Raw genomic sequence first — 25,237 nt, forward strand, 5'->3', positions numbered from 1 at the left:
CACCGGCACCACCGGCAGTACAAGCACCAGCACCACCTTCGGCACGCCGCTGCCCGGGCGCTCCCACCCCAAGGGGTGCGTCACCCCGACGCACCCCCGCCCGGCAGCGGTCCGCACCGCCCTGCCCGCCACCCCACGGCGGACAGTCGGCCGCCCCGGCGGCCGCCCACCCCCGACTTCCCCCCACGCCGCACGCGTCCCCTGCCCCGCCCGGCCCCAACCAGCCAGGCAGCCCGGCGTGCACCCGTCCCTCACCACCACAGGACCCAGGAAGCACAGGGGAAATGACCACGCGACGCAACTTCATCGGCACCGCCGGCGCGGTCGGCGCCGGCGCCATCCTCACCGGCACCACCGTCCCGGCCTCCTTCGCGGCCGACACCGCTCCCACCGCGCCGGACGCCTCCACCACGCAGGCCGCCCGCAAGAAGCTGGCCCGGGACAACATCCGCGCGGTCGACACCGGCATGCGCACCAACTACGACGCCATGCGCGGCAACCTGACCAAGCACCTCGACCCGATCATCATCGTGAACAACGACATGGTCGGCGGCACCTACTACCTGGTGCAGAACGGCACGGTCGTCGAGACCGTGAAGCCGGTCGACGAGATATTCGAGATGGCCAAGTCCATCGCCCACACCCCGCTCGGCATCTACAGCATCTGCGCCCCGTCGCTGGACCCGAAGTACATCGTCCCGGCGCAGGTTCCGTACACGGATCCGCACGACCTGGAGATGGTCGCCTACAACGGGCCGAAGAACACCGGCTGGGTCACCCCGCTCCAGGACTTCTCCAAGACCCTGGACACCGCCCGCAAGACCCTCACCGACGCCAGGCTGCCGGCGGACCTGACCACCTCCTGCGGCTACATCATCGACCGCGGCCAGGCGTTCATCGCCGACACCGTCAAGCGCGGCGAGTTCTCGATGGACGCGTTCGAGGCGTTCTCCGCCGACGTCTACCCGAGCATCCGCACCAACATGTACTACAGCAGCCGCTACCAGATCGACGGCGTCAGCGCGCTGATGACCCGCTGGCGCCAGCGGGTCGGAGACCCCGCCTGGTCCAACCTGTACGTGCTGGTGTTCAGCCTCTGGACCACGTTCGAGCTGAACCAGAACTCGATCATCCTCAAGAACTTCATGGACCAGTCGAAGACCGACAGTCACCTGATCGACCTGATGACCGCGCAGATCGTGAGCGACCCGGTCGCGGTCGGCCTGGACAACCTGGCCCGCATCGTCATGGACAACATCGCCGCCGAGATGGTGTTCTCCACCGACCAGTCCACCGCGGACGCGTTGAAGGGCCGCCCCGACCTGCTGTCCACCGAGATCCTCAAGCTCCTCGGCGAGGACGGCACCGGCGCGAACACCGCGTCGTCGGTCACCAAGGGCCAGGTCAACCAGTTGGTGTGCCCGTTCCACAACCGCTCCGCCACGACCCCGGCCGTCCGCGCCTGACCCGCGCCAGGAGACGACCGCACCCGCATCGGCGGTGAACCCCCGTACGCCCTGGGGACGGCCTGGGCGTACGGGCCTCGAGACGGCGCCTTCCCCCTGTCCGCCCCGCCCCGGGCCGGACGTCCCCGGGAAGGCGCCGTCTCCATCGCGCCGGGCAGCCCCAACCACCTCACCTCATCCGGGGCGCACCGCATCAACGGGGGGACCACACCCATGCCTTCGACCACCGCATCCCGGACCGCCCGGACATGGGCGCTCGCCGGGCTCGTCATCCTGACCGTGAACCTACGGGCGGCGATCACCGGGATCAGCCCCGTCCTCGACGACCTCCAGCACGCCGTCCACCTCACCGACACCGCCGTCTCGGTCCTCACCACGCTGCCGGTGCTGTGCCTGGGCGCCTTCGCCGCCCTGGCCCCGGTGATCGCCCGCAGGGTCGGCACGGAGTCCGCGATCACCGGCGCCCTGCTGCTCATCAGCACCGGCGTCGCCCTGCGCCTGTTCCCCACCTCCGCCTGCCTGTTCACCGGGACCGTGCTCGCCGGGGCGGGCATCGCCATCGGCAACGTGCTCCTGCCCGCCGTGATCAAGCAGCACTTCGCCGACCGTGTGGGCCCGCTCACCGGTCTGGCGATGACGTTGACGGCCTGCAGCGGAGCCGTGGCGGCCGGGCTCGCCGTGCCGCTCGACCACGCGGCGGGGTGGCGTGCCGCGCTGGCCGTGTGGTCGCTCCCCGCGGCGGCCGGGGCGGTGCTGTGGGCGCCGCTGGCCGTACGGCAGCGCACCCGCTCCGGGCGGGCCCCGGCAGGCCGTCACACCGCGCCCAGCGGGTACGATGGCACGCCGGAGTCCTTGCTGCGCTCCCCGCTGGCCTGGTCCGTCGCCGTGTTCCTCGGTGCCGTCTCGCTCATGTTCTACGCCCTGGTGGCGTGGCTGCCCGAGATCATGCGGTCCCACGGCGCTTCGCAGGCCACCGCGGGGGCCATGGTGTCCGTCCTGCTGACCATCGGCATCCCGCTGGGCTTCGCGGTCCCGGTCATCGCCGCGCGGCTGCCGAGCCAGCGGCCGATGATGCTCGCCGTCACCGCCGTCAAGGTCGTCGGACTGGTCGGCATCCTCACCGCGCCCTCCGCGGGCTGGCTGTGGGTGTGCGTGCTCGGCCTGGCCACCGGCAGCGCCTTCCCGCTCGCCATGACCGTTCTCGCCCTGCGCTCGCCCAACCCGGCCGTGGCGGCGCGCCTTTCGGGCATGGCACAGACCGTCGGCTACCTCCTCGCCGGAGTCGGCCCGGGGCTGCTCGGCCTTCTCCACGCCCTGACCGGCACCTGGCAGATCCCGCTCCTGCTGCTCCTCGCCCTCGTGGTTCCGGAGACGGCGGCCGGACTGATCTCCTCGCGGCCCGGCTTCGTCGCGGCCCCCGCGCCGGCCGCGGCGGAACCGGTCCACGAGAAGGCCGCGGTCGGCTGAGGCCGCCGGTGGTGCCCCCGTCCGCTCCGCGCCGCGGCCCGGCCGCGCCGACGACCACGGCCCCGCCCCTGTCCGGGGCCGGGCCGCCGGCGCCTCGGCCGGACGGGCGCACTCGTCTGCCGGCCGTGTCCCCGTCCACGCGGGGCCCCGGCGGGGCACCGGCACGCCCCCGCCCGTGGAAGGCCGCGCCGGCCCTGCCGGTCTCACGGCGGGTCGACCTCGGTCACTATGCCGAGGAGACGGAACGGCAGTTCCTCGTACCCGTGGGACACACCGAGGGCGACCCACCGGTCCGATGCGCAGGCCCGCCACAGGTGGACGTCCGGCACGTGCTCGCTCAGCCCGGCCCAGGGCTCCTCGATCTCCTCGCCCTCCATCGTCCGCACGAGGACGCTGCGCAGGCTGAAGCGCTGCGGTGGCCCCCACCGGTCGGTGAGCCGCTCCGTGAGACCGTCCCGGTCGGCCTCGTACTGTGCCGCCGTCTCCTCCCACTCCGTGCCGTCGCCCTCCCAGAAGTCGCCGCTCGTCCGTAAGGCGGCCATGTGATAGCCGGGCCCGCTCTCGCCGTGGTCCGTCCGGCCGTGCGCCGTGGGGAACTCCCGGGCACACAGCAGGTCGACGACCGACAGGCACTTCGCGATGTCCATGTGATCCAGTAAAGCGGGCGGCACTGACACCTGGCCGGTCGTCAGGCGTCCCTGTGCCGCAGGCGCCAGGCCCCGGCCAGTACGGCCACCGCCGACCACAGCGCGGTCACCGCGAGTCCGCTCCACGGGCCGAGGGCACCGTCCCAGGCGCTGTGCAGGGCGACTTGGCCGGCCCGGTCGGGCAGGAAGTCGGCGACGCCGCCCGAGAGGTCGCCGATGCCGAACGAGACGATCAGCAGGAACGGGATCAGCACCGACAGGGTCGCGACCCCGCTGCGCAGCACGGCCGCGAGCCCGGCCGCGAACAGCGCCATCAGCGTCAGGTGCAGCGCGCAGCCGACGGCGCCGCGCAGGCCCTCGCTCCAGCCCGGGCCGCCGGTGCCGAGGACCGACTTTCCGACCGCCAGGGTGACCAGCCCGGTGAGCAGCCCGACGGCCAGCATCGGCAGGGCGATCGCCGTCGCCTTGGCCGCGAACCAGCGCGGCCGGTCGGGCACCGCCGACAGCGTCAGCCGCAGTGCCCCCCCCCCGGAACTCGGACGACATGGCCGCCGTACCGAAGGCGACAGCGGCCACCTGCCCGAAGCCGATGCCGAAGAACACCGAGAACAGCGGGTCGGAGCCGTCGGCCTCGGTGGCCGCGAGCGCCGAGAACGCGGTCGTGGCCACGAGGACCGCGGCGAGGGCGCCCAGTTGGCGGGCGGTGGGCGCGGGCGGGGCCCGGCACTCGCCGGGGTGCGCCGGGCCGAGTACGATCCGGCCAACACGCCCGCGAGCTGGGAGGACGGACGGTGGGGCAGCTGACCGGCGGCGATCCCTCGCTGCTGCGAAGGATCAATTCCGCGGTGGTGCTGCACGCGCTGCGCGCCACGGACTGCGCGACGCTCACCGAGATCACCCGGGTCACCGGGCTGTCCCGGCCCACCGTCGAGGGGGTCGTGGAGGGGCTCATCGAGGCCGGGCTCGTGGTCGAGAAGGCGGCCGAGGAGGGCACGGCACGCCGTCAGGGGCGGCCCGCGCGCCGGTTCCGCTTCCGGGCCGAGGCCGGGCATCTGCTGGGTCTGGAGATCGGCGCGCACCGGGTCGCCGCGCTGCTGTCGGACCTGGACGGGCGGGTGCTGGGCGCGCAGGCCAAGGAGGTCGACGAGACGGCCCCGGCGGACGAGCGGCTGGACCGGCTGCGCGGCGCGGTCGCCGAATTGCTGCGGCGGGCGGGGGTCGCGCGGGGCTCGCTGCGGGCGGTGGGCGTGGGCACCCCGGGGATCGTGGAGGCCGACGGCACGGTGCGGCTGGGCACGGCGCTGCCGCAGTGGACGGGCCTGAGCCTCGGCGAGCGGCTGAGCCGGTCCTTCAAGTGCCCGGTGCTGGTGGAGAACGACGCCAACGCGGCGGTCGTCGCCGAGCACTGGAAGGGGGCGGCGGCCGAGACCGACGACGTGGTGTTCGTGCTGGCCGGGCTGAGCCCGGGGGCGGGTTCGCTGATCGGCGGGCGGCTGCACCGCGGCTACGGCGGGGCGGCCGGGGAGATCGGCGCGCTGCATCTGCTGGGCCGGGAGGTGACCCCGGAGACGCTGCTGTCCACCACCGACCAGCCGCTGCACCCGCTGGACGAGCAGGCGGTCGCCGAGGTGTTCGCGCTGGCCCGGGAGGGCGACCAGCGGGCGCGGGCGGCCGTCGAGCGGTTCATCCAGCGGCTCGTCCACGACGTGGCCGCGCTGGTGCTGGCGCTCGATCCGGAGCTGGTCGTGATCGGCGGCTGGGCGGCCGGTCTCGACGGCGTGCTGGAGCCCCTGCGCCGCGAGCTGGCCCGCTACTGTCTGCGCCCGCCGCGGGTCACGCTGTCGGTGCTGGGCGAGGCGGCCGTGGCCACGGGGGCGCTGCGGCTGGCCCTGGACCACGTCGAGGAGCAACTGTTCGCGGTGACGCGACGCTGAGCTGTGCCGTACCGTGCCGGGCCGTGCGCGGGACGTCGTGCGGGTGCGGCGACGTCGTGGTTGATCACGCCCACGCGGCGCACCCGCACCCGCGACACAGCCCCGCGCCCCCAGGTCGCAAGGCCCCGCCTGGAATACGGGGGCACCGGCGATGCAGGAGGCCCGGCCGGGCGGGCGCCCCCGCCGTCCCGGCTCGGCCGGTCCGCTCGGGGCCGCGTCGTCAGGAAGCCCGGCGTTCCGGGTCGTGGTGTATTTCCACTCCCGCCGAGTCGCCGAAGGTCAGCCGGCAGGTGTCGGCCCGGTAGGTCGCCACCGAGAGGGCGGCGGTACGGCCCTGGGCGAAGAAGCGGGTGGTGACCACCAGCACCGGTGCGCCCGGGAGCCGGTCCAGTTCCCGTGCGTCGTCCGCGCGGGCCGAGCCCAGCTCGACGGCACGGTCCTGGCCCTCCAGCTCCAGCCGCTGCAGCTCGCGCAGTACCGCACGCGCGCGTGCCGGACCGGACGGCGCGTCGATCGCGCTGAGTTCGGGCACCGAGACCGCGGGGATGTGGAGCAGCTCGGTGGCGACGAGCTGACCGTGGGAGGTACGGGAGCGGCGCACGGTGTGCACGGGCTCGTCGGCGCCGGTCTCCAGCGCGGCGGCGACGGCCGCGGGCGGCACGGCACGCTCGCAGTCGACGGGCTGCCAGGCGTCGTCGGCGGCCCCCGGCCAGACGTGCTGTGCGGTGCCGACGGCCACGCCCACGCGCGGAGGCGCCACCGTCGTACCGACACCGCGGCGGCGCTGCAGCCGGCCCTCCAGCTCGAGCTGTTCGAGGGCCTGGCGGAGCGTGGCGCGGGCCACGCCGAAGCGGGCGGCGAGGTCGCGCTCGTTGGGCAGGATCTCGCCCACGGAGAACTCGGAGTCGAGTGCCTCACTGAGCACGGTCTTGAGATGCCAGTACTTCGGTTCCGGCACCGATTCCAGCTGCGTGGTCCCCACCCTGTCCTCCGCAAGAGCCGTGGTCCGGCGGTTTTTAGCGCCCTTGTTTATTAAAGGTTGTTGCACTTCTCTGCGACCATAGGGCGGCCGTCACCCTTGGTCAAGACCAATCCTCGTTCCCATGGGCGGCGCACGGGCGCCCCGCCCCGGAGCGTTCACGAGGCGTTCGTACGCGGCCGTGCGGGTGACATCACGGCGAAGCCCCCGTCGCACGGCGTCGTACGGCGGGGGCTCGCGAGGACGTGCGGATCAGCGGTCGGCGAGGTGGCGCAGCTTGTCCGGGTTGCGGACGAGGTACACGGCCACGATCCGGCCGTCCGCGATGTCCAGTTGGAGCAGGGTGTCGGGCTTGTCGCCGACGAGGCCGAGGGCCGCCGGACCGCCGTTGGCCTCCAGGGGGAGGAAGGACATCACGGGAAGGGCGGAGGGCCCGACACCGGCCAGGAAGCGGGCGACCTTGTCGGCGGTGTGCAGGATCCGCACCGGCGCCTTGGCCTTGCCGCCGCTGTCGCCGACCAGGCGGACGTCCGGGGCGAGCAGCGACATGAGCCCGTCCAGGTCGCCGTGGGCCGCAGCGGCGAGGAAACGTTCGGTCAGTTCCCGTCGCCGGGCGGGGTCGACCTCGTAGCGCGGCCGCCGCTCCGCCACGTGCCGCCGTGCCCGCCCGGCGAGTTGCCGTACCGCGGGCTCCGCGCGGTCGAGCAGCGCGGCGATCTCGGCGAACGGGTAGCCGAACGCCTCCCTGAGCACGAACACCGCCCGTTCCAGCGGCGACAGCGACTCCAGGACGACCAGGACGGCGAGGGAGACCGTGTCGGCGAGCACGGCGCGGTCGGCGGTGTCCGGGGCCGTCTCGCCGAACTCGGTGAGGTACGGCTCCGGCAGCCACGGCCCGACGTACGCCTCGGCGCGCGCCTGTACCTGGCGGAGCCGGTCGATGGCCAGCCGGGTGGTGACGCGCACGAGGTAGGCGCGCGGTTCGCGGACCTCCGCGCGGTCGGCGCCGGACCAGCGCAGCCAGGCGTCCTGGACCACGTCCTCGGCGTCGGCGACGCGGCCGAGCATGCGGTAGGCGACCCCCATGAGCAGGGGACGGTGTTCTTCGAAGACGTCGGTGGCGAGGTCGGCGGTCACCCGCCCATCCCATCCGACACGCCTGCCGGGTGTCCACCCGTAATGAGCCCGTCCACGGCCGGTCCGGATCACACTGATCCCGGACCGTCGGCGGGCGGCGGCCGGTGACCTGGAGGAACCGATGCGGTACGGGGTGCTGGGCACGGGCGAGGTGGGCCGCTCGCTGGGGGGCAGGCTGGTGGAGCTGGGGCACGAGGTGACCCTGGGGTCGCGCACCAAGGACAATCCGGTGGCACGGGAGTGGGCCACCGCGGCGGCGGCCCGGGCCCGCGCGGGGACGTTCGCGGAGGCGGCCGAGGCCGGTGAGGTGGTCGTCAACGCGGTGGGCGGGCGGGTGGCGCTCGACGCCCTGCGGGCGGCCGGCGCGGAGCATCTCGACGGCAAGATCCTGGTGGACGTCTGCAATCCGCTGTCGTTCGAGGACGGGGTGCCGCGGCTGGACCCCGCGGAGTCGGACAGCATGGGCGAGCAGATCCAGCGGGCGTTCCCGCGCGCGCGTGTGGTGAAGACGCTGAACACCGTCAACTGCCAGGTGATGGTCGATCCGGGGCGGGTGCCGGGTGAGCACCACCTGTTCGTGTGCGGCGACGACGCGGCGGCCAGGGAGCAGGTGACGGCGCTGCTCGGGGAGCTCGGGTGGCCGGCCGAGCGGGTGCTGGACCTGGGCGGCATCCGGGCGGCTCGCACGGTGGAGATGTATCTCCCGCTGTGGCTCACCCTGTTCCGCAAGTTCGGCAGCCCGGACTTCAACATCGAGGTGCGACGGGCGAGGTAGCCACCGTCGCGCACGGGACGTACCGCTCCGGGGGCTACCCGCGGGTAGTAATTGCTGACAAGCTGTCTACGGCGTCCGTCAGCACCCCACGAGGAGCACCCATGTCCGCCACCGCCTCCTTCACCGTCCCCGCCCCGCACGGCCCGCAGGACGTGACCGTGTCCTATGCGCGCGTGGGGCGCGGTGAACCGCTGGTCCTGCTGCACGGCATCGGCCACCACCGGCAGGCCTGGGACCCGGTCGTGGACATCCTCGCCACCGAGCGCGACGTGATCACCGTCGATCTGCCGGGCTTCGGCGCCTCCCCGGGCCTGCCGGACGGCCTCGCCTACGACCTGGCCTCCACCAACTCCGTACTGGGTGCCCTGTTCGAGGCGCTGGAGCTGGACCGCCCGCACGTGGCGGGAAACTCGCTCGGCGGTCTGCTCGCCCTGGAACTGGGCCGGGAGAAGCGCGTACGGTCCGTCACTGCGCTCTCCCCGGCCGGTTTCTGGACGCAGGCGGAGCGGCGGTACGCCTTCGCGGTGCTGCTGGCGATGCGGGGCATAGCCCAGCGCCTGCCGCTGCCGCTGGTCGAGCGGCTGTCCCGGTCCGCGGCCGGCCGTACGGCGCTGACGAGCACGATCTACGCCCGTCCCGCACGCCGTGCTCCCGAGGCCGTGGTCGCCGAGACACTGGCGCTGGTGGGCGCGACCGGGTTCGACGCGACCCTGCGGGCGGGCGCCGCCGTGCAGTTCACCGACACGCTGCCGGGCCTGCCGGTCACGGTGGCCTGGGGTTCCCGGGACCGGCTGCTCGTCCGCCGCCAGGGCGTCCGCGCCAAGCAGCTGATCCCGCACGCCCGGCTGGTCCGCCTCCCCGGCTGCGGCCACTGCCCGATGAACGACGACCCGGCCCTGGTCGCCCGGGTCATCCTGGACGGCAGCCGCTGAGCCGGCCTCACCATGGCCGGAGCGGGGGCCTTGCGCAGGCCGGACCCGTCGGAGGGGTGGCGTTCAGACGGGCCGCCCCGCCTGATCTTCGGCGTCGAGTGTGTAGCGCTTCTTGAGGACGGCGTCTAGCTTGCCCGAGCGCCAGGCCGACAGGCACCAGGCGGTGGGCAGTTGGAGTGTGAGCAGACCGAAGAAGGCGTACAGGGCCGCGGCGTCCAGGAGTTCTCCCGGGCCGACGCCACCGTAGGGGGCGGCGCCGGCGATGCCGAGGGCCAGCACGTAGAGGGTGCCGTCGACGAGGACGGTCCTCCAGCGTGGCAGCGGGGAGAGCAGGCGGCGGCCCAGGGTGAGCAGCGTGGTGCAGGCGACCAGGAAGACGACCTGGTCCCTGCACCACGTGAGCGGCTCCGGGCCGGTGGGCCCGAGATCGTCGCCGAAGGCCAGCGACGCTGCGGTCAGCACCACGGTGCCGGTGAGCCATGAGATCAGAGTGACCCAGGCGGCGCAGGCGAGGGCGCTACGCCAGGGTGAGCCCGGTCACGGTTCCCGCCGCGACGGCGGTGAGCAGCAGTGATCCGACTGTCCTACGCATGAGTTTCTCCCCGTGTGATCGCTTTGGCGCGGTTCGAACGTAGACGCGAACCGAGGTGCCCACCACGTCCGTTGGGGAGGTGTCCGATGGGGCATGACCCAAGAGGGAGGTCCACACCCGGCGCGGGCCCGCCCGTGGGGCGGGCGGGCCCGGCGTTCCTACGCGACGGTCTGCTCGCGCAGCCGGCCCGGGACCAGGCCGAGATGCTGGGAGCACGAAGCGTCGGTGCACAGCGCGTCGTGGGCCAGAGCGGAGATGATCGCGGCCTGTGTCCGCGTCTGCTGTCCCAGCTTGGCCACGATGTTCGCGATGTGTGCCTTCACCGTGCGCTCGGCGATCCCCAGTTCCCTGGACAGTTCGCGGTTGCCCGCGCCCGTTCCCAGCAGGAGGAGAACCTCCCTTTCTCGGTCGGTCAGGGCCCCCAGCCGCCAGACGCCGGGTTCGGGGTTGTGTCCGGTTCGCCGATAGGAGCAGGTGGCATCAGCCACGTCGGACCGTTCGGTCATTCCGGTCCCTTTCTGGACGCCGCGTTTCCCAGCAGACCCCCGTGGCCTGGTTGCTGCGGCGACCACCGGCCAACCTACCCGCTCACTCATCCGATGTTCAGGCCAAGTCGGAGGCGCGACTTCCGCGTCCCATAAGGGCATTGCCCGAAAGTGAGGTGTCCGACGAGGCAATGCCCCAGGAGACAAGTTCGCACAACCATCCGCATCCCTAGGGTTGTTGACGACCGAGCAGGAGCAACGAGGGGAACACCTTGAGCAACCGCACTATGAGCCGCATGACCGCCGCCGGCGTCGCCGCCGTCGCCGGGCTCGCCGTCCTCGCCCCGGCCGTCGCGAACGCGGCCGCGGGCCCCGGACCGGCCGCCGTGACGCAGTCCTCGGTTCAGCAGCCCGCCCACCTCACCGTCGCCTCCTACAAGGCGTACCTGAAGAAGAACTGGAAGAAGGGCGGCCGTGAGACCGCCGTGGCGTTCGCGAAGCTGACGCCGGCGCGGCAGGCGCAGTTCCTGCGCCACCTGGAGGACCGGAAGGTCTACGCGGCGTTCCTGAAGCAGGTCAAGGGCAACTTCGAGCTTCCCCTGCATGTCGTGGACCCATACAACAAGGACGTCGTGTTCGTCACCGATGTCACCGCCCACGTGGCCAAGGACAAGGCCGGGACGCTGACGGTGCGCTTCTCCGTCTCCGAGCGCGTCTTCGGTATCCCCGTGACCACCGAGACGATCACGGTCAAGGGCGCCACCAAGGGCCAGGACAAGTCGAAGAAGGCCGTCGCCATCGCGAAGCTTCAGAACGTGAACGCGGCCGTCTCCATCACCGCAGGTCCGACGCGAGCGGCGTCGAAGGGCGTCATCACCCGCGGGTCGGTCACGTGGACGGCCAAGCCTCAGGTGCAGGCGTTCGGCAAGAAGAAGCTCGTCAAGGACCAGGACGCCGCCGCTGCGATCACCAAGGCCACCCGGACCTTCGAGGCTTCCTTGTCCAACGAATAGCCCGGAGCGGGGCTGCCCGCCGACCGCGACCCCGGTGGGCGTGGCTGCGCTCTGCCACGCCCACCGGCGGCGTCAAGGCGCCCGCAGCGGCCGTGGCAGAGCGCACCGCGCCACCCCGGACCGGCTTGTCCGCGCGGCGCTGTTCCGGCGCCGCGCGGCTGTTCACCGCGCGGGGCGGCACGGCGTGCGTGGCCGGCCCGGCAGCCGGCCGGGGCGCCGCGAGCACATCGGGTCGGTGCACAGTGCCCCGTGTGCCCCCCTGACGGAAACGGGCCGCTCCCTTTGGAGCAACGCCCTTTGAGGCAATGCCCTTTGGGGCAACGCCTCTTGGGGCAACGCCTCTTGGGGCAACGCCCCTTGGGACAGCTCCCCAGCGGACGTCGCGCCCGCCCCGTATTCGCGCGTACGTTCGCCGATGTGCGGAAGTTACCGGCCTTGGCTGTCCAGGCACTTGCGCTGCCTGGGGAGTTCGGAAGCGGCCCGGGTCAGGGTGGTCAGAGCGGTGTCGGAGGGCGCCGCGCGGTCCAGGGACAGTTCGAGGGCCGGGCTGCGGCCATAGGTGACCAGCAGGCTGCGGCCTTCTTTGTTCTGCCGGTAGCGCCACACCCAGTCGACACCGTCGACGGTGACACACGGGTCGGAGGTCTTGTCCGGCATGGGGATGCCGCAGCGGACGACGACGCTGTTGTCGCCCCACACCGCGATGCCGTCGGTGACCGGCAGGTGCAGGCCCAGCTTCCCCATCTTGTGGGGCAGTTGTCCGGCCACACGGGCGCAGGCCGGGTCGTGGGCGAACGGGGCGGGCCGTGGGCGCTCGGCCGACGGGACGACGGCGAAGGCCACGCCGAGCGCGCAGACGGCCAGTGCGCCGGCGAGAGGGATCCAGGTGCGTCGGGTTCGGTTCGTCACAGAACCGAACGGTACGGCAGGACTTGGCCGGCACGGTCCGGGGGTGTGATCCCACCGTGGGACCGCCCGATGCGAAAAGGAGTAAGGACATGAACCGTTCGGTGAAGGCCCTGGTGATGGCGGGCGCTTCGGTGGCTCTGCTGGGAACGGCGGTGGCCCCGTAGATGGCCGCCCCGGCCAAGAGCGACCCGTACGCCAACACCCACCTGGTCAAGGTGTGGGGCACGAAGCCGGGCAAGGACGTGTGCATCTCGGTGGGATCCAGGGACAAGGCCGCTGCCGTCCTGGCCGGATGCAACATGCGCTCCTCGTACCAGACATGGACGCTGAAGCACAGCACGGCAGGTGGCGCCGGCACCATCAAGAACGAACACCTCGAAGTCCGGCCAGCAGCTGACGCTGATGAAGTCGGGCGAGTCGAACCCGTCGCGGATCAAGCAGGAATGGGGCCTCAAGAAGTAGTCCCCGCCGGCGGAGAACGGGACGGCCGCCACCTGAGGTGGTGTTCTGCTTCGCCCAGGTCGGCCGTCACACGTTCCACCCCCGGCTGCCATACTCGTCTCTCATGCTGATCAGAAGAGCCGCCCTCGCGGTCTTGTGTGCCGCCCTGACAGCCTGCACGGCACCGGCGGCCGTCACGGACGCGACGACCACCTCCGACGGCGCACAGACCTGGCCCAGGGGTAAGCGGCCCACGATGCCCGACCTCACCGGTCCCACCACCGACGGCCGCCGACTGCACCTGGCCGACTACAAGGGCCACGTGATCGTGCTGAACGCCTGGGCCACCTACTGCGGCCCCTGCCGCTCCGAAGCGCCCACGCTCGCGCACGCGCAGAAGACCCTCGCCGCGCGGGGGCTCCAGGTCGTCGGCCTCAACGGCGGCGACAACACGGCCGACGCCGCGGCGTTCATCAAGGACCATCGCCTCGGATACCCCACGCTCATGGACGCCAAGGGCCGTCAGGCCCTGAGAATGCCGCGGGGCACCGTCAGCCAGAGCGGCCTTCCTTACAGTGTGTTCATCGACCGAACCGGTCACATCGCCGCCACCGTCATCGGCGCTGCCAGCGAACCCGATCTGAAGAAGATCACCACTCCGCTGCTGCGGGAAAGGGCCTGACGAAGGCCCGTTGTTCACCCCGGGTTTCCGTGCGCGCCGCGGCACCCCCGTAGGTGTGGCTCTGCACACTGGCGGGATCCCGTTCCTGGAGGCGCAGCCATGTCACATCGTCCGTTCCCCGCCCGCCGCAGCGTTCTGCGCGGCTCCCTCGTCGCGTCGGCGGCCCTGACCCTGCCCGTGGGGCTCGGCGCGGCCCCGGCGTTCGCCCGCTCGGGGCGGCCCCAGGCGGGCTGGGGCGTGCAGGCCGGCGACGTGAGCGCCGACTCCGGCCTGGTGTGGGTGCGTTCGGACCGGCCGGCCCGGATGATCGTGGAGACGGCGGCCACCGAGTCGTTCCGCAACCCGCGCAGGTGGCACGGCCCGCTGCTGGGCTCCGGCACGGACTTCACCGGCACCACCCGGCTGCACGGCCTGCCGTCCGGCGAGCAGATCCACTACCGGGTGCTGCTCGCCGACCCGGACGACCCGCGCCGCACCGGCGAGCCGGTGGCCGGCACCTTCCGTACGGCGCCCGCCCGCAGGCGCCAGGGCGTGCGGTTCGTGTGGTCGGGCGACCTGGCCGGACAGGGCTGGGGCATCAACGAGTCCATCGGCGGCTACCGCATCTTCGACGCGATGGCCAAGACCGACCCGGACTTCTTCCTCTGCAGCGGCGACAACATCTACGCCGACGGTCCGATCGCGGCCACCGCCGCGCTGCCCGGCGGCGGCATCTACCGGAACGTCACCACCGAGGAGAAGTCGCACGTCGCGACCACACTGGCCGACTACCGGGGCAACTTCCGCTACAACCTGATGGATTCGGCGCTGCGCCGCTTCAACGCCCAGGTGCCGAACATCATCCAGTGGGACGACCACGAGGTCCGCAACAACTGGTACCCGGGCGAGGTCATCGGCACCGGCACCCCGTACCCGGCCGGCACGAGACTCGACGACCTGGCGCTGCGCTCCCGGCAGGCGTTCTCCGAGTACTTCCCGGTCTCCACCGTCAGCGGCCGTCCGGACGGCCGGATCTACCGCACCGTCCACCACGGCCCGCTGCTGGACGTGTTCGTGCTCGACATGCGCACGTACCGCAACCCGAACTCCCCCGACGACCAGACCGTGGACCCGCAGGGCATCCTCGGCCGCGAGCAGCTCGAATGGCTCAAGCGGGAGCTGGCGAAGTCCCGCGCGGTGTGGAAGGTCATCGCCAACGACATGCCGCTCGGCCTCGTCGTGCCCGACCCCGTCGAGGGAAAGGCGAACTTCGAGGCGGTCGCCCAGGGCGATCCCGGTGCCCCGCTCGGACGTGAGCTGCAGATCGCCGAGCTGCTCCGCTTCATCAAGCACCGGCGGATCACCGGCACGGTGTGGCTGACGGCCGACGTGCACCACACCTCCGCCCAGCACTACGACCCCTCGCGGGCCGCGTTCAAGGACTTCGAGCCGTTCTGGGAGTTCGTCTCCGGACCGCTCAACGCCGGTGCCTTCCCGGCTAGCGCACTGGACGGCACGTTCGGCCCGGACCGGGTGTTCGTGAAGGCGCCGGTCACCTCCAACGTCTCGCCGGCCGAGGGCTACCAGTTCTTCGGCGAGGTCGACATCGACGGCGACAGCGGCGAACTGACGGTCCGGCTGCGGGAGTACGACGGCACGGTGCTGTTCACCCGGACGCTCCAGCCGGGCCGCGTCGGCCAGTAGCCGTCGACAGGAGCGCCCGCTGCCGTACCCTCGGAACCCTGCCGCGCGTCGGCGTCATCCCCCGACGCGCGGCTCCGGCCGCCGCCCGGTCGCCGTTCCGGCGCCGCCGCCCCTCCGTCCCCACCCGGCCATAGAAAGTGCAGCAAATAGGACGGAGCATGCTTTACCCATCGGTCACAAAGCGTTCGTGATCACGCAACACCCTTCCTTCACAGTGGCTGCATGACTCCAGACATGTCTGACGTGACCCGGACCCGGCACGGACGGCCCGTGCACCACTGGCGGCGGGACGTCGTCGAACTCGCCGCCGTCTTCACCGCCGTCGCCGTGGCGGACGGTGTGGCGAACCTGATCGGGCACGGGCCGGGCGGCCCCGCCCTGCTCGTGATCTCGGCGATCGCGCTCGCCGCGACGGCCGGCTTCCACACCTGGTGGGCACGGCGCCACGGTCACGCACCGCCGGCCGACGATACCGGCGCCCGGCCGGCCGCCGGGACGCGGCCGGCCGGGCCCGCCGAGGAACCCGGCGCCGGCGAGGTGGCCGGCACCGGCACGTTGTGGCGGATGCGGACCACGGTGAAGGACGAGCCCGGCTCGCTGGCCGCGCTGTGCTCGGCGCTGGCCGCACGGCAGGTCGACATCCTCAGCCTCCAGGCGCACCCGCTGGCCGACGGCACCGTGGACGAGTTCCTGCTGCGGGCGCCGGCCGCGCTGCCCGCCGCCGACCTCGTCCGGGCGGTCTCCCTGGCCGGGGGCGCGTCCACCTGGATCGAGCGGGCGGACGCGCACGACCTGGTCGACGCCCCCACCCGGGTGCTCGGCCTGGCGGCGCGCACCGCGCTGGACGCCGCCGAACTCCCGCTGGCCCTGCGCCAGTTGCTGGGCCGCTGCACGATCCGCTCGCTGCCCGGCACGCCGGTCGGCGGGGGCCCGGGACCGAAGCCGGTGCCGGTCGAGGGCGTGCTGGAGGACACCGTGATGCGGCTGCCCGCCCCGGAGGGCGGTGTGCTCACCGTGGAGCGGCCGTATCTGCCGTTCACCCCGACCGAGTTCGCCCGGGCCCGGGCCCTGGTGGAGCTGGACAGCCGGCTGGGCCCGCGGATCCCGCACGGCAGCGACGTGCTGACGCTGCCCGAGGGCAACGACATCACCGTGCGCCGGGCCGACACCGGCGATCTCGCGGCGGCGAAGGAGATGCACGAGCGCTGCTCGCCGCGCACCCTCGGCATGCGCTACCACGGTCCGGTCGGCGACGCGGACCGCTATCTGACCCACCTGCTCAGCCCGCGCTTCGGCCGCACCCTGGCCGTCCAGACCACCTCCGGCCGCATCGTCGGGCTCGGCCATCTGCTGTGGGACGGCGACGAGACGGAGGTGGCGCTGCTGGTCGAGGACGACTGGCAGCGGCGGGGCATCGGCGCCGAGCTGCTCGGCCGGCTGGTGGCGATGGCGGTGGACGCCCGCTGCGACAGCGTGTACGCGGTGACGCAGGCCTCCAACACCGGCATGGTCGCCGCGATGCGCGGCCTCGGACTGCCGCTCGACTATCAGATCGAGGAGGGCACGCTGGTCATCACGGCCCGCCTGGACGCCGCGCCGGCCGCCTCCCGGCCGCCGTACGAGGCGAGCGGACAGCGGCTCGGTGGTGCGGCGCGCCGCGACTGAGCCGGCCCGGCGGGACGGACGGCCCGGCGGTCTCCCGCCGGGCCGTCGTCGTGCGCACCCCCGTCAGCGCACGGCTTCCCGCAGCGGCACCGGTGTCCGGGTCCGCTCCCCCAGGGCCTGGTCCAGATCGGCCCACAGGTCGTCCACGTCCTCCAGCCCCACGGACATCCGCAGCAGCCGGTCGCTCACCCCGGCGCCGCGCCGGTCGTCCGCGTCGACGATCCGGTGGCTGATGGACGCGGGGTGCTGGATGAGGGTGTCCACGCTGCCCAGGCTGACGGCCGGGGTGACGAGCCGGACCCGGGAGATGACCTCGTGCGGGTCGCCGTTCACCTCGAAGGCGATCATCGCGCCGCCGAGCCGCGGATAGCGCACGCGGGCCACGCGCGGGTCGGCGGTGAGCCGGCGGGCCAGCTCGGCGGCGGTCGCGGAGGCGGCCCGGACCCGGACGGGGAGCGTGGACAGGCCCCGCAGCAGCAGATAGCCGGCCAGCGGGTGCAGCACGCCACCCGTGGCGAACCGTATCTGCCGCAGCCGGCCCGCGAACTCCTCGTCACAGGCGACCACACCGGCCAGCACGTCGCCGTGACCGCCGAGGTACTTGGTGGCGCTGTGCAGCACCAGCCGGGCGCCGTGCTCGGCCGGGCGCTGCAGCACGGGCGTGGCGAAGGTGTTGTCGGCGAGCAGCGGGACCGAGCCGCAGGCGTGGGCGATGGCCCGCAGGTCGAGTTCGGCCAGGGTCGGGTTGGCCGGGGACTCCACCATCACCAGACCCGTGTCCGCCCGGAGCGCGTCGGTGACGCCGGCCGGGTCGGTCCAGGTGACCTCCGTACCGAGCAGCCCGGCGGTCAGCAGGTGGTCGCTGCAGCCGTACAGGGGCCGTACCGCCACCACGTGCCGCAGCCCCATGGCGGACCGCGCGAGCAGGACCGCGCTGAGCGCGGCCATGCCGCTGGCGAAGGCGACCGCGGACTCGGTGCCCTCCAGCCGGGCCAGCGCGGTCTCGAAGCGGGCGACGGTCGGGTTGCCGAGGCGGCCGTAGATCGGCGGCCCCGCCGGGTCGGCGCCGTCGGTCGCGAAGGCGTCGATGCGGGCGGCCTCGGCACGGCTGTCGTACGAGGGGTAGGTGGTGGACAGGTCGATCGGCGGGGCGTGCAGGCCCTGGCGGGCCAGATCGTCGCGGCCGGCGTGCACGGCCTCCGTGGCCAGGGCTCGGGATGCGGCGCGTACGTCGTCGTAGGCACCGGTGCTGGCTGTGTCCATGGGCGGAAGAGTGAACATCGAACGGTTCTCCGGAATCGAACACCGTGCTACGTTCGGCCAATGGCCGAATCTGTCGTACTGGATCCGGTGGACCTCCAGCTGCTGCGGCTGCTGCAGAACGACGCCCGGACCACCTACCGTGACCTCGCCGCGCAGGTGGGCGTGGCGCCGTCGACCTGCCTGGACCGGGTGACCCGGCTGCGCCGCTCGGGGGTGATCCTCGGCCATCAGCTGCGGCTGGACCCGGCCAAGCTCGGACGCGGGCTGCAGGCCCTGCTGTCGGTGCAGGTCAGGCCGCACCGGCGGGAGCTGGTGGGACCGTTCGTGGAGCGGATCCGCGCACTGCCGGAGACGCTGACGGTGTTCCATCTGACCGGCCCCGACGACTATCTGGTGCACGTGGCCGTGGCAGACATGGCCGACCTGCAGCGGCTGGTGCTCGACGGGTTCACCGCGCGGCGGGAGGTGGCCCGGGTGGAGACCCGGCTGATCTTCCAGCAGTGGGAGTGCGGTCCGCTGCTGCCGCCCGGCCACGCCGAGAGCTGAATCCCCCCGGACCCGGGTGACGCGGCGATCCTCCTCGTACGAGGATGGGCGCCATGTCTGAGACGAAGAGCCCGCTGCCCCGTCAGGTCGCCGACGCGTACGTGGACGACCTCATCGCCCTCGACCCGGTCACCGGTACCTACCTCGGCGTGAAGGAAAGCTCGAGCCGGCTCCCCGACTACTCGCCCGCCGGGCAGGAGGCGCTCGCCGCACTGGCCCGGACCACCCTCGCGAAGCTGGACGAGGCGGAGCGGCGGCCCGGTGCGGACAGCGCCGTGGAGCGGCGCTGCGCGCGGCTGCTGCGGGAGCGGCTGACGGCCGAACTCGCCGTGCACGAGGCGGACGAGCCGCTGCGCGCGGTCGGCAACATGAGCACGCCCGGCCACGCCGTGCGGGACATCTTCACGGTGACGCCCTCGCAGACGGACGAGGACTGGGCGGCGATCGCGGAGCGGCTGCGCGCGGTGCCGGGCGCGCTCGCGGGTTACCGGGAGTCGCTCGAACTCGGCCTGGAGCGCAAGCTGTTCGCGGCGCCGCGACCGACCGCGACCTTCGTCGAGCAGCTCACCGAGTGGATCGACACCGGCGAGGGCCGCGGCTGGTACGAGGACTTCGCCGCCGCCGGACCCGAGGCGCTGCGCACGGAGCTGGACGAGGCGGCCCGGGCGGCGACCGGGGCCCTGGTGGAGCTGCGGGACTGGCTGCGGGACGTGTACGCGCCGGCGATCGAGGGCGCGCCGAACGTGGTCGGCCGCGAGCGGTACGCGCGCTGGTCCCGCTACTTCAACGGCACCGACCTGGACCTGGACGAGGCCTACGCGTACGGCTGGGCGGAGTTCCACCGGATCCTCGGCGCGATGCGGCAGGAGGCCGAGAAGATCCTGCCCGGCGCGGGGACGCCGTGGGTGGCGCTGGCGCACCTGGACGAGCACGGCCGGCACATCGAGGGCGTGGACGAGGTCCGCGACTGGCTGCAGGGCCTGATGGACCGGGCCATCTCGGACCTGGACGGCACGCACTTCGAACTCGCCGAGCGGGTGCGGAAGGTGGAGTCGCGCATCGCCCCGCCCGGGGGCGCGGCGGCCCCCTACTACACCAGTCCGTCGGAGGACTTCTCGCGGCCCGGCCGTACCTGGCTGCCCACGATGGGGCAGACCCGCTTCCCCGTCTACGACCTGGTGTCGACCTGGTACCACGAGGGTGTCCCCGGCCACCACCTCCAGCTCGCCCAGTGGGCCCACGTCGCCGAGGACCTCTCCCGCTACCAGGCGACGGTCGGCATCGTCAGCGCCAACGCGGAGGGCTGGGCGCTGTACGCGGAGCGGCTGATGGACGAGCTGGGCTACCTGACGGACCCGGAGGAGCGGCTCGGCTATCTGGACGCGCAGATGATGCGGGCGGCCCGGGTGATCGTGGACATCGGCATGCACCTGGAGCTGGAGATCCCCGCGGACTCGCCGTTCCACCCCGGCGAGCGCTGGACGCCGGAGCTGGCGCAGGAGTTCTTCGGCGCGCACAGCAGCCGGCCGGCGGACTTCGTGGAGAGCGAGCTGACCCGGTACCTGACGATCCCGGGCCAGGCGATCGGCTACAAGCTCGGTGAGCGGGCCTGGCTGCTGGGCCGGGAGAAGGCCCGCGAGCGGCACGGGGCGTCCTTCGACCTGAAGGCCTGGCACATGGCGGCGCTGTCGCAGGGTTCGCTGGGCCTGGACGACCTGGTGGACGAGCTGTCCCGGCTCTGACCGCCGCCCGCGGCCCGGGGCTCACCGCCTGAACCCGCCCTCCGCGTCGATGACCTCCCCGATGATCCGGCCCGCCTCGCCCGTCGCCGCCCAGGCGATGAGCCGGGCCGGATCGTCCGGCGCGCCCCCATGCCCGGAGATGAATCGCGCGGCGAGGGCCGCGCGGCCCTCGCCGGTGGCGAAAGGGGTGTCCACGGGACCGGGGCTGACGGCGTTCACCGTGATCCCGGGCTCGGCGAACGTGGCGGACGGCGACCGGGTGACCGAGGCGAGAGCACCCTTCCGCAGGGCGTGGGCGCACCCGGCACGCCGCCGGCCATGTGCTGACCGGAGGTCATCGGCAGCACGCGCCCGCCGGCCGTCCCCCGGGCGTACGGCGTGGGGGCGGGCGTAGGCCCGGACGCTCGCGGTACGGGGTGCACGGAGCGGGGGCGACGGAACGGACGGGCCGGGGGCAGGGGCGGGGCCGGCGGTGCGGGCGCCCCGGCTCGGCCGTACGGCCGTCAGCGGTGGCGCGGGCGGCCGGGGGGCGGCTAGCTGGTGGCGGGGGCCGACGGAGGAGGCGGGCCTGCATGCGGGAACAGAGGCGCGGGCAGGAGGTGCTGGAGACGCCGCGTGCCGCCGGTCTGGCGGGAGTCGTCTTCGCGCTGCTGCTGGCGGCGGCGATCGTCCTGCTGCGGCTGGCCATTCCCGAAGCGACGGGCACCACCACGGCACCGGCGTTCACGGACTCCGGACAGCGCAGCGCGCTGCGCACCGCCCTCGCCCTGGTGCCGTTCGCCGGCATCTTCTTCCTGTGGTTCGTCGGCGCCGTGCGGGCCCACGTCGGTGACGTCGAGGACCGGTTCCTCGCCACCGTCTTCCTCGGCAGCGGGCTGGTCTTCACCGCCATGATGTTCGGCGCCGCCGCGGCGGCGAGCTCCGTCCTCGCGGTCACGCACACCGACGGCGTGGCGCCGTCACCGGCCGCCTGGGACTTCGGCCGCCATTTCGCGCACACGCTGCTGAAGGAGTACGCGATGCGGATGGCGGCCGTCTTCGTGTGCTCCATGTCGGTGATGGGCCGGCGCCTGGGCGTCCTGCCGCGCCCGCTGACGATCCTGGGGTTCCTCACCGCCGTGGTCCTGCTTCTCGTCGCGCCGTACGTGCCCTGGATGGAACTGGTGTTCCCCGCCTGGTCCCTGGTGCTCAGCGTGCACATCCTGCTGGCGTCCGGCCGTCCCGGCCGTCTGCCCGAACACGTCGCCCCGAAGCCTTCGCCCCGGAGCCACCGATCCTGAGCCGTTGACCCGAACGGGGCCGCCGACGGGCGGGATCCTTTCTCGGCTCTCATGCTGGCGAGCGGGACATGACCGCCGTCCGGAGAAGCCGCGCCCCACGGGCGGCGGGACCGGACCTGGCCCGCGGAAGGGCGGAGCGTCGATGAGGCTCGTCGTCGATCTCAACAAATGCCAGGGGTACGCCCAGTGCGCGTTCCTCGCTCCCGACGTCTTCGCCATGCACGGCGAGGAGTCACTCATCTACAACCCGCACGCACCCGAGGAGCAGCGGGAACGGCTGGCCCGGGCCGTCGCCGCCTGTCCGGTGCAGGCGATCACGGCGGACGGCCTGGACGGTGCCGCGGGTGCGACGGCCGGCGGGTCCGTCCAGGAGGCGTCCGATGGCCGCTGACTACGTGGACTGGCTGCGGCGCGAGGGCCGGATCGTGATCGTCGGCGCCTCGCTGGCCGGCCTGCGGGCCGCCGAGACGCTGCGCGCCGAGGGCTTCACCGGTTCGCTCACCATGATCGGTGACGAGCCGTACGAGCCGTACGACCGGCCACCGCTGTCCAAGGGGGTGCTGCTGGACAAGGCCTCGCCGCATCACACGGAGCTGCCCCACCGCCGGGAGATCGACGCGAAGTGGCGGCTCGGCGTCGCCGCGACCGGCCTCGACCTGACGGCCAAGCGGGTCCGGCTGGCCGACGGGGACGAGGTGGAGTACGACCGGCTGCTCATCGCGACCGGCGTGCGGGCCCGGCCCTGGCTGAAGGAGGACGAGGCCCGGCTGGACGGCGTCTGCCTGCTGCGCACCCGGGACGACGGGGCCGACCTGTACCAGCGGCTGAAGGCCGGACCGCGCCGGGTGTTCGTCATCGGCGCCGGATTCGCCGGCTCCGAGGTCGCCTCGGCCTGCCGGGAGCAGGGCATTCCCGTCACCGTCGCGGAGCGCGCCGGCGCCCCGCTGGTGGGCGCCCTCGGCGGGGTGGTCGGCGCGGTCGCGGCCGACCTGCAGACCGAGAACGGGGTGGACCTGCGCACGCGCGTCACGGTGACCTCGCTGGAGGGGGACTCGGCCGGCCGGGTGCGGGCCGTCCATCTCTCCGACGAGAGCATCGTCGAGGCGGACGTCGTGGTCGTCTCGCTGGGCTCGCTGCGCAACACCGAGTGGCTGAACGGGTCGGGGCTGGGCGCGGGGCCCCGGGGCATCGCCTGTGACGCGGGCTGCCGGGCCTTCGACTTCCGGGGCATCGTCACCGACGACGTCTTCGTCGCGGGTGACGTGGCGCGTTCCCCGCACGCGCTGTTCGGCTACCAGTTCCTCTCGCTGGAGCACTGGGGCAACGCCGTGGCGCAGGCGGAGACCGCCGCGCACAACATGATCTGCCGCGGCGCCGACCGGCGCCCGCACCTGTGGATGCCGGCGTTCTGGTCCTCGATGTTCCGGGTGAACATCAAGTCGGTCGGGGTGCCGCCCATGGGCGACCAGCTCATGATCACCCAGGGTTCGCTGGCCGAGCGCCGATTCGTCGGGGTGTACGGCCACCAGGGCCGGATCGTGGCCGCCGTGAGCTTCGACAACACCCGGTGGCTGGAGTTCTACGCGCGGCAGATCGAGCGGGGCGCGCCGTTCCCGGTGGAGTACCCGACGGTGGACCGGCGTCCCGAGGGACGGCAGCCGGTGGACGCCGACTTCCCCGACCCGTCCCTGCCGACGCACGGCCCCATGGTGACCCTCAGCGGTTACTCACCGGCCGACCAGCAGATGGTGTTCCACCCCGCCCGCCACTGACCGCCGCCCGGCCCGCCGATGCACCGAGGACCCGCCATGCCGCACACCTCCCTGTTGCGCCAGATCACCGACTTCGCCAACCGTGCCGACCCCTATCCGGTGTACGAGGAGCTCCGCAGGACACCGGTGTTCCACGAGGAGGAGGGCGGCCCCTACCTCATCAGCTCGTACTACGACATCGAGGCCCTGCTCCACGATCCGCGGATCAGCTCCGACGCCGCCAACCTGACCGCCCCGGGGGACGACGAGGTGTCCGGACCCGAGGCGACGGGCCTGCCGCCGAGCTTCATCCGGCTCGACCCGCCGGAGCACGACCGGCTGCGGAGAATCGCCAACGGCTCCTTCGGGCCACCGCACCGGCCGCACCGGATCGAGAACATGCGGGGCGAACTGGCCGAGATCGTCAGCGGACTGATCGACGGGTTCGGGGACGCCCGGCAGATCGACGTGGTCGACCAGTTCGCGTACCCCTTCCCGGTGACCGTGATCTGCCGACTGCTCGGCGTGCCGCGCGAGGACGAGCCCCGCTTCCGGGCCTGGGTCGACCCGATCGTCGCCGGCCTGGACCCCGACACCCGCACGAGCGCCGAGTCCGAGCGGACCGCGCAGGAGGCGCGCTTGCAACTCGGCATGTACCTCAACGGGTTGGTGGAGCAACGCGTGCGGGAACCCCGCGACGACATGCTCTCCGACCTGGTGAACAGTCACGGCCCGGACGGCGCCATGACGACGATGGAAGTGCTCAGCACGTCGGTGCTGCTGCTCATCGCGGGCCACGAGACGACGGTCAACCTCATCACGAACGGCATGCTCACCCTGCTGCGCCATCCCGAGCACCTCCAGCGGCTGCGCGAGGACCCCGGCCTGGCCCCCAGGATCGTCGAGGAGCTCCTGCGCTACGAGCCGCCGGTGCAACTCGTCCCGCAGCGCACCTGCATCACCGACATCGAGGTGCGCGGGGTCACCATCCCGAAGGGCTCGCGCATCTGGCTCGTGCTGGCCGCGGGCAACCGTGACCCCGAGCGGTTCAAGGACCCCGAGCGGTTCGATCCGGACCGCGAGGACCTCCAGCACCTCGGCTTCGGCAGTGGCATCCACAGCTGCTTCGGCGCTCCGCTGGCCCGGCTGGAGGCGCAGATCGCCCTGTCCGAACTGGCCCGGCGGCTGGTGAATCCCCGCCTGGTCGAGGACCCGCCGCCCTACCGGCGCAACGCGGTGCTGCGCGGCCCCCGGCACCTCGGTGTCGCGTTCGACGATCTGAGGTGACGGGCCGCCGAGGAGCGCGCGGTCAGGGTGTGAGCCGCCTGAGCCGGACCAGGCCGACCCAGGTCTCCGGGCCGGGCTGGGTGTAGGCGGCGCGCACCGCGTACGAGCCCGCCGCGAGGGGGATGCGCAGGTGCTCCTCGCGGTCCGCGGCGCCGCCCGGCCAGGCCGAGTCGAACAGCAGCACGGGGCCGGGCACGTTCCAGCGCAGCTCGTGGTCCCACACGGCCGTCTCGAGGGCCGCGGGTATCCGGGCCAGCAGCTCGCTCTCCGAGTTCGCGGCGGACCACCGTACGAAGGTGCCGTGCTCGGGCAGGTAGGAGGTGGCGGCCGGCTCGTCCCCGAGGACGAGGGCCGCGCTGTCGCCGACCGGGAGCAGACCCGCGTACCCGGGGACCTCGCAGGCCCGGTCGTAGTCCGTGTCGAGTTCCTCGCTGTCGGCGCCCGCCCAGAAGGGCAGAACCGCCTCCGGAACGGCGATCAGGGGGCCGCCGCCCGACTCCACCCACTCCAGCACACCTGGATCCGCATACCGAGCCATGGGCGAAGAACCTACACGGGCGG

General features: G+C 73.0%; 23 protein-coding genes and 2 pseudogenes. 15 read left to right on the plus strand and 10 right to left on the minus strand.

The annotated features are described in order from the left end of the window. Positions 1 to 284 precede the first annotated feature (284 nt). Both AB0N17_RS03730 and AB0N17_RS03735 read left to right on the plus strand, forming a co-directional pair. Entirely contained in the window at positions 285 to 1,466 is a 1,182-nt protein-coding gene (locus AB0N17_RS03730) for a twin-arginine translocation signal domain-containing protein (protein WP_366009454.1), read from the plus strand. A 213-nt stretch (positions 1,467 to 1,679) separates the two neighbouring features. Next, positions 1,680 to 2,933 carry an MFS transporter gene (locus AB0N17_RS03735; RefSeq protein WP_366009455.1) on the plus strand — a complete coding sequence of 418 codons (1,254 nt, stop codon included), beginning with the start codon at positions 1,680 to 1,682 and terminating at the stop codon, positions 2,931 to 2,933. Positions 2,934 to 3,136: 203 nt separating this feature from the next. On the opposite strand, the gene AB0N17_RS03740 is transcribed toward AB0N17_RS03735, so the two are convergent. Both AB0N17_RS03740 and AB0N17_RS03745 read right to left on the minus strand, forming a co-directional pair. Next, the gene (locus tag AB0N17_RS03740) at positions 3,137 to 3,580 is read right to left on the minus strand and encodes a hypothetical protein (RefSeq protein ID WP_366009456.1); all 444 of its coding nucleotides are present in this window, start codon (positions 3,578 to 3,580) and stop codon (positions 3,137 to 3,139) included. 41 nt (positions 3,581 to 3,621) lie between these two features. Further along, positions 3,622 to 4,273, minus strand: a pseudogene (locus AB0N17_RS03745) (ABC transporter permease). Positions 4,274 to 4,371: 98 nt separating this feature from the next. Between AB0N17_RS03745 and AB0N17_RS03750 the strand changes: the two are divergent. Beyond that, positions 4,372 to 5,514 carry an ROK family transcriptional regulator gene (locus AB0N17_RS03750; protein WP_366009457.1) on the plus strand — a complete coding sequence of 381 codons (1,143 nt, stop codon included), beginning with the start codon at positions 4,372 to 4,374 and terminating at the stop codon, positions 5,512 to 5,514. Positions 5,515 to 5,734: 220 nt separating this feature from the next. On the opposite strand, the gene AB0N17_RS03755 is transcribed toward AB0N17_RS03750, so the two are convergent. Together AB0N17_RS03755 and AB0N17_RS03760 are read right to left on the minus strand one after the other, a co-directional pair. Continuing rightward, positions 5,735 to 6,496: a GntR family transcriptional regulator gene (locus AB0N17_RS03755; protein WP_366009458.1), complete on the minus strand. Its 762-nt coding sequence runs from the start codon at positions 6,494 to 6,496 to the stop codon at positions 5,735 to 5,737. A 249-nt stretch (positions 6,497 to 6,745) separates the two neighbouring features. Next, positions 6,746 to 7,630 (minus strand): RNA polymerase sigma-70 factor, encoded by an 885-nt coding sequence (locus tag AB0N17_RS03760; protein WP_366009459.1) that lies wholly within the window; start codon positions 7,628 to 7,630, stop codon positions 6,746 to 6,748. Positions 7,631 to 7,751: 121 nt separating this feature from the next. Here AB0N17_RS03760 and AB0N17_RS03765 point away from each other — a divergent pair, with 121 nt between their 5' ends. Beyond that, complete coding sequence (locus tag AB0N17_RS03765; RefSeq protein WP_366009460.1) at positions 7,752 to 8,405, plus strand: NAD(P)-binding domain-containing protein; 654 nt, start codon at positions 7,752 to 7,754, stop codon at positions 8,403 to 8,405. A 101-nt stretch (positions 8,406 to 8,506) separates the two neighbouring features. Next, on the plus strand, positions 8,507 to 9,337 hold the full coding sequence (locus tag AB0N17_RS03770) for an alpha/beta fold hydrolase (protein ID WP_366009461.1): 831 nt from the start codon (positions 8,507 to 8,509) through the stop codon (positions 9,335 to 9,337). 63 nt (positions 9,338 to 9,400) lie between these two features. On the opposite strand, the gene AB0N17_RS03775 is transcribed toward AB0N17_RS03770, so the two are convergent. Continuing rightward, positions 9,401 to 9,799, minus strand: coding sequence for a hypothetical protein (locus AB0N17_RS03775; protein WP_366009462.1), 399 nt, complete (start codon positions 9,797 to 9,799; stop codon positions 9,401 to 9,403). A gap of 288 nt (positions 9,800 to 10,087) precedes the next feature. Next, positions 10,088 to 10,435, minus strand: a complete 348-nt coding sequence (locus AB0N17_RS03780) for a helix-turn-helix transcriptional regulator (RefSeq protein ID WP_366009463.1) — start codon at positions 10,433 to 10,435, stop codon at positions 10,088 to 10,090. A 251-nt stretch (positions 10,436 to 10,686) separates the two neighbouring features. Between AB0N17_RS03780 and AB0N17_RS03785 the strand changes: the two genes are divergently transcribed. Continuing rightward, positions 10,687 to 11,427, plus strand: a complete 741-nt coding sequence (locus AB0N17_RS03785) for a hypothetical protein (RefSeq protein ID WP_366009464.1) — start codon at positions 10,687 to 10,689, stop codon at positions 11,425 to 11,427. Between the two features lie 426 nt (positions 11,428 to 11,853). Here the strand turns inward: AB0N17_RS03785 and AB0N17_RS03790 are convergent, their stop codons facing one another. After that, positions 11,854 to 12,336: a DUF3515 domain-containing protein gene (locus AB0N17_RS03790; RefSeq protein WP_366009465.1), complete on the minus strand. Its 483-nt coding sequence runs from the start codon at positions 12,334 to 12,336 to the stop codon at positions 11,854 to 11,856. 565 nt (positions 12,337 to 12,901) lie between these two features. Between AB0N17_RS03790 and AB0N17_RS03795 the strand changes: the two genes are divergently transcribed. The 3 genes from AB0N17_RS03795 (at position 12,902) to AB0N17_RS03805 (ending at position 16,807) form a co-directional block, all read left to right on the plus strand. Further along, positions 12,902 to 13,459, plus strand: coding sequence for a TlpA disulfide reductase family protein (locus tag AB0N17_RS03795; RefSeq protein ID WP_366009466.1), 558 nt, complete (start codon positions 12,902 to 12,904; stop codon positions 13,457 to 13,459). 99 nt (positions 13,460 to 13,558) lie between these two features. Further along, positions 13,559 to 15,142 carry an alkaline phosphatase D family protein gene (locus AB0N17_RS03800; protein WP_366009467.1) on the plus strand — a complete coding sequence of 528 codons (1,584 nt, stop codon included), beginning with the start codon at positions 13,559 to 13,561 and terminating at the stop codon, positions 15,140 to 15,142. A gap of 234 nt (positions 15,143 to 15,376) precedes the next feature. Beyond that, positions 15,377 to 16,807: a GNAT family N-acetyltransferase gene (locus AB0N17_RS03805; protein ID WP_366009468.1), complete on the plus strand. Its 1,431-nt coding sequence runs from the start codon at positions 15,377 to 15,379 to the stop codon at positions 16,805 to 16,807. Positions 16,808 to 16,870: 63 nt separating this feature from the next. Here the strand turns inward: AB0N17_RS03805 and AB0N17_RS03810 are convergent, their stop codons facing one another. Further along, a complete protein-coding gene (locus AB0N17_RS03810; RefSeq protein WP_366009469.1) occupies positions 16,871 to 18,070 on the minus strand; it encodes a PLP-dependent transferase in 1,200 nt (399 codons plus the stop codon). A gap of 60 nt (positions 18,071 to 18,130) precedes the next feature. On the opposite strand from AB0N17_RS03810, the gene AB0N17_RS03815 reads away from it, so the two are divergent. Together AB0N17_RS03815 and AB0N17_RS03820 are read left to right on the plus strand one after the other, a co-directional pair. Beyond that, positions 18,131 to 18,616 (plus strand): Lrp/AsnC family transcriptional regulator, encoded by a 486-nt coding sequence (locus AB0N17_RS03815; RefSeq protein WP_366009470.1) that lies wholly within the window; start codon positions 18,131 to 18,133, stop codon positions 18,614 to 18,616. A 53-nt stretch (positions 18,617 to 18,669) separates the two neighbouring features. Then, positions 18,670 to 20,358: a DUF885 domain-containing protein gene (locus AB0N17_RS03820; RefSeq protein WP_366009471.1), complete on the plus strand. Its 1,689-nt coding sequence runs from the start codon at positions 18,670 to 18,672 to the stop codon at positions 20,356 to 20,358. Positions 20,359 to 20,379: 21 nt separating this feature from the next. On the opposite strand, the pseudogene AB0N17_RS03825 reads toward AB0N17_RS03820, so the two are convergent. After that, positions 20,380 to 20,720 (minus strand): annotated as a pseudogene (locus AB0N17_RS03825) (SDR family oxidoreductase); the annotation flags it as partial. Between the two features lie 210 nt (positions 20,721 to 20,930). Here AB0N17_RS03825 and AB0N17_RS03830 point away from each other — a divergent pair. The 4 genes from AB0N17_RS03830 to AB0N17_RS03845 all read left to right on the plus strand — a co-directional run bounded on the left by AB0N17_RS03830 (position 20,931) and on the right by AB0N17_RS03845 (position 24,676). Further along, positions 20,931 to 21,638: a hypothetical protein gene (locus AB0N17_RS03830; RefSeq protein WP_366009472.1), complete on the plus strand. Its 708-nt coding sequence runs from the start codon at positions 20,931 to 20,933 to the stop codon at positions 21,636 to 21,638. Between the two features lie 142 nt (positions 21,639 to 21,780). Continuing rightward, on the plus strand, positions 21,781 to 22,029 hold the full coding sequence (locus AB0N17_RS03835) for a ferredoxin (protein ID WP_366009473.1): 249 nt from the start codon (positions 21,781 to 21,783) through the stop codon (positions 22,027 to 22,029). Further along, complete coding sequence (locus AB0N17_RS03840) at positions 22,019 to 23,410, plus strand: FAD/NAD(P)-binding oxidoreductase (protein WP_366009475.1); 1,392 nt, start codon at positions 22,019 to 22,021, stop codon at positions 23,408 to 23,410. The genes AB0N17_RS03835 and AB0N17_RS03840 overlap by 11 nt, the downstream gene beginning before the upstream one ends. Positions 23,411 to 23,446: 36 nt before the next feature. Further along, entirely contained in the window at positions 23,447 to 24,676 is a 1,230-nt protein-coding gene (locus AB0N17_RS03845) for a cytochrome P450 (protein WP_366009476.1), read from the plus strand. A 22-nt stretch (positions 24,677 to 24,698) separates the two neighbouring features. On the opposite strand, the gene AB0N17_RS03850 is transcribed toward AB0N17_RS03845, so the two are convergent. Then, positions 24,699 to 25,214 (minus strand): immunity 21 family protein, encoded by a 516-nt coding sequence (locus AB0N17_RS03850; RefSeq protein ID WP_366009477.1) that lies wholly within the window; start codon positions 25,212 to 25,214, stop codon positions 24,699 to 24,701. Positions 25,215 to 25,237 lie beyond the last annotated feature (23 nt).

This window comes from Streptomyces sp. NPDC051133, from assembly GCF_040682635.1.
GTDB lineage: Bacteria > Actinomycetota > Actinomycetes > Streptomycetales > Streptomycetaceae > Streptomyces.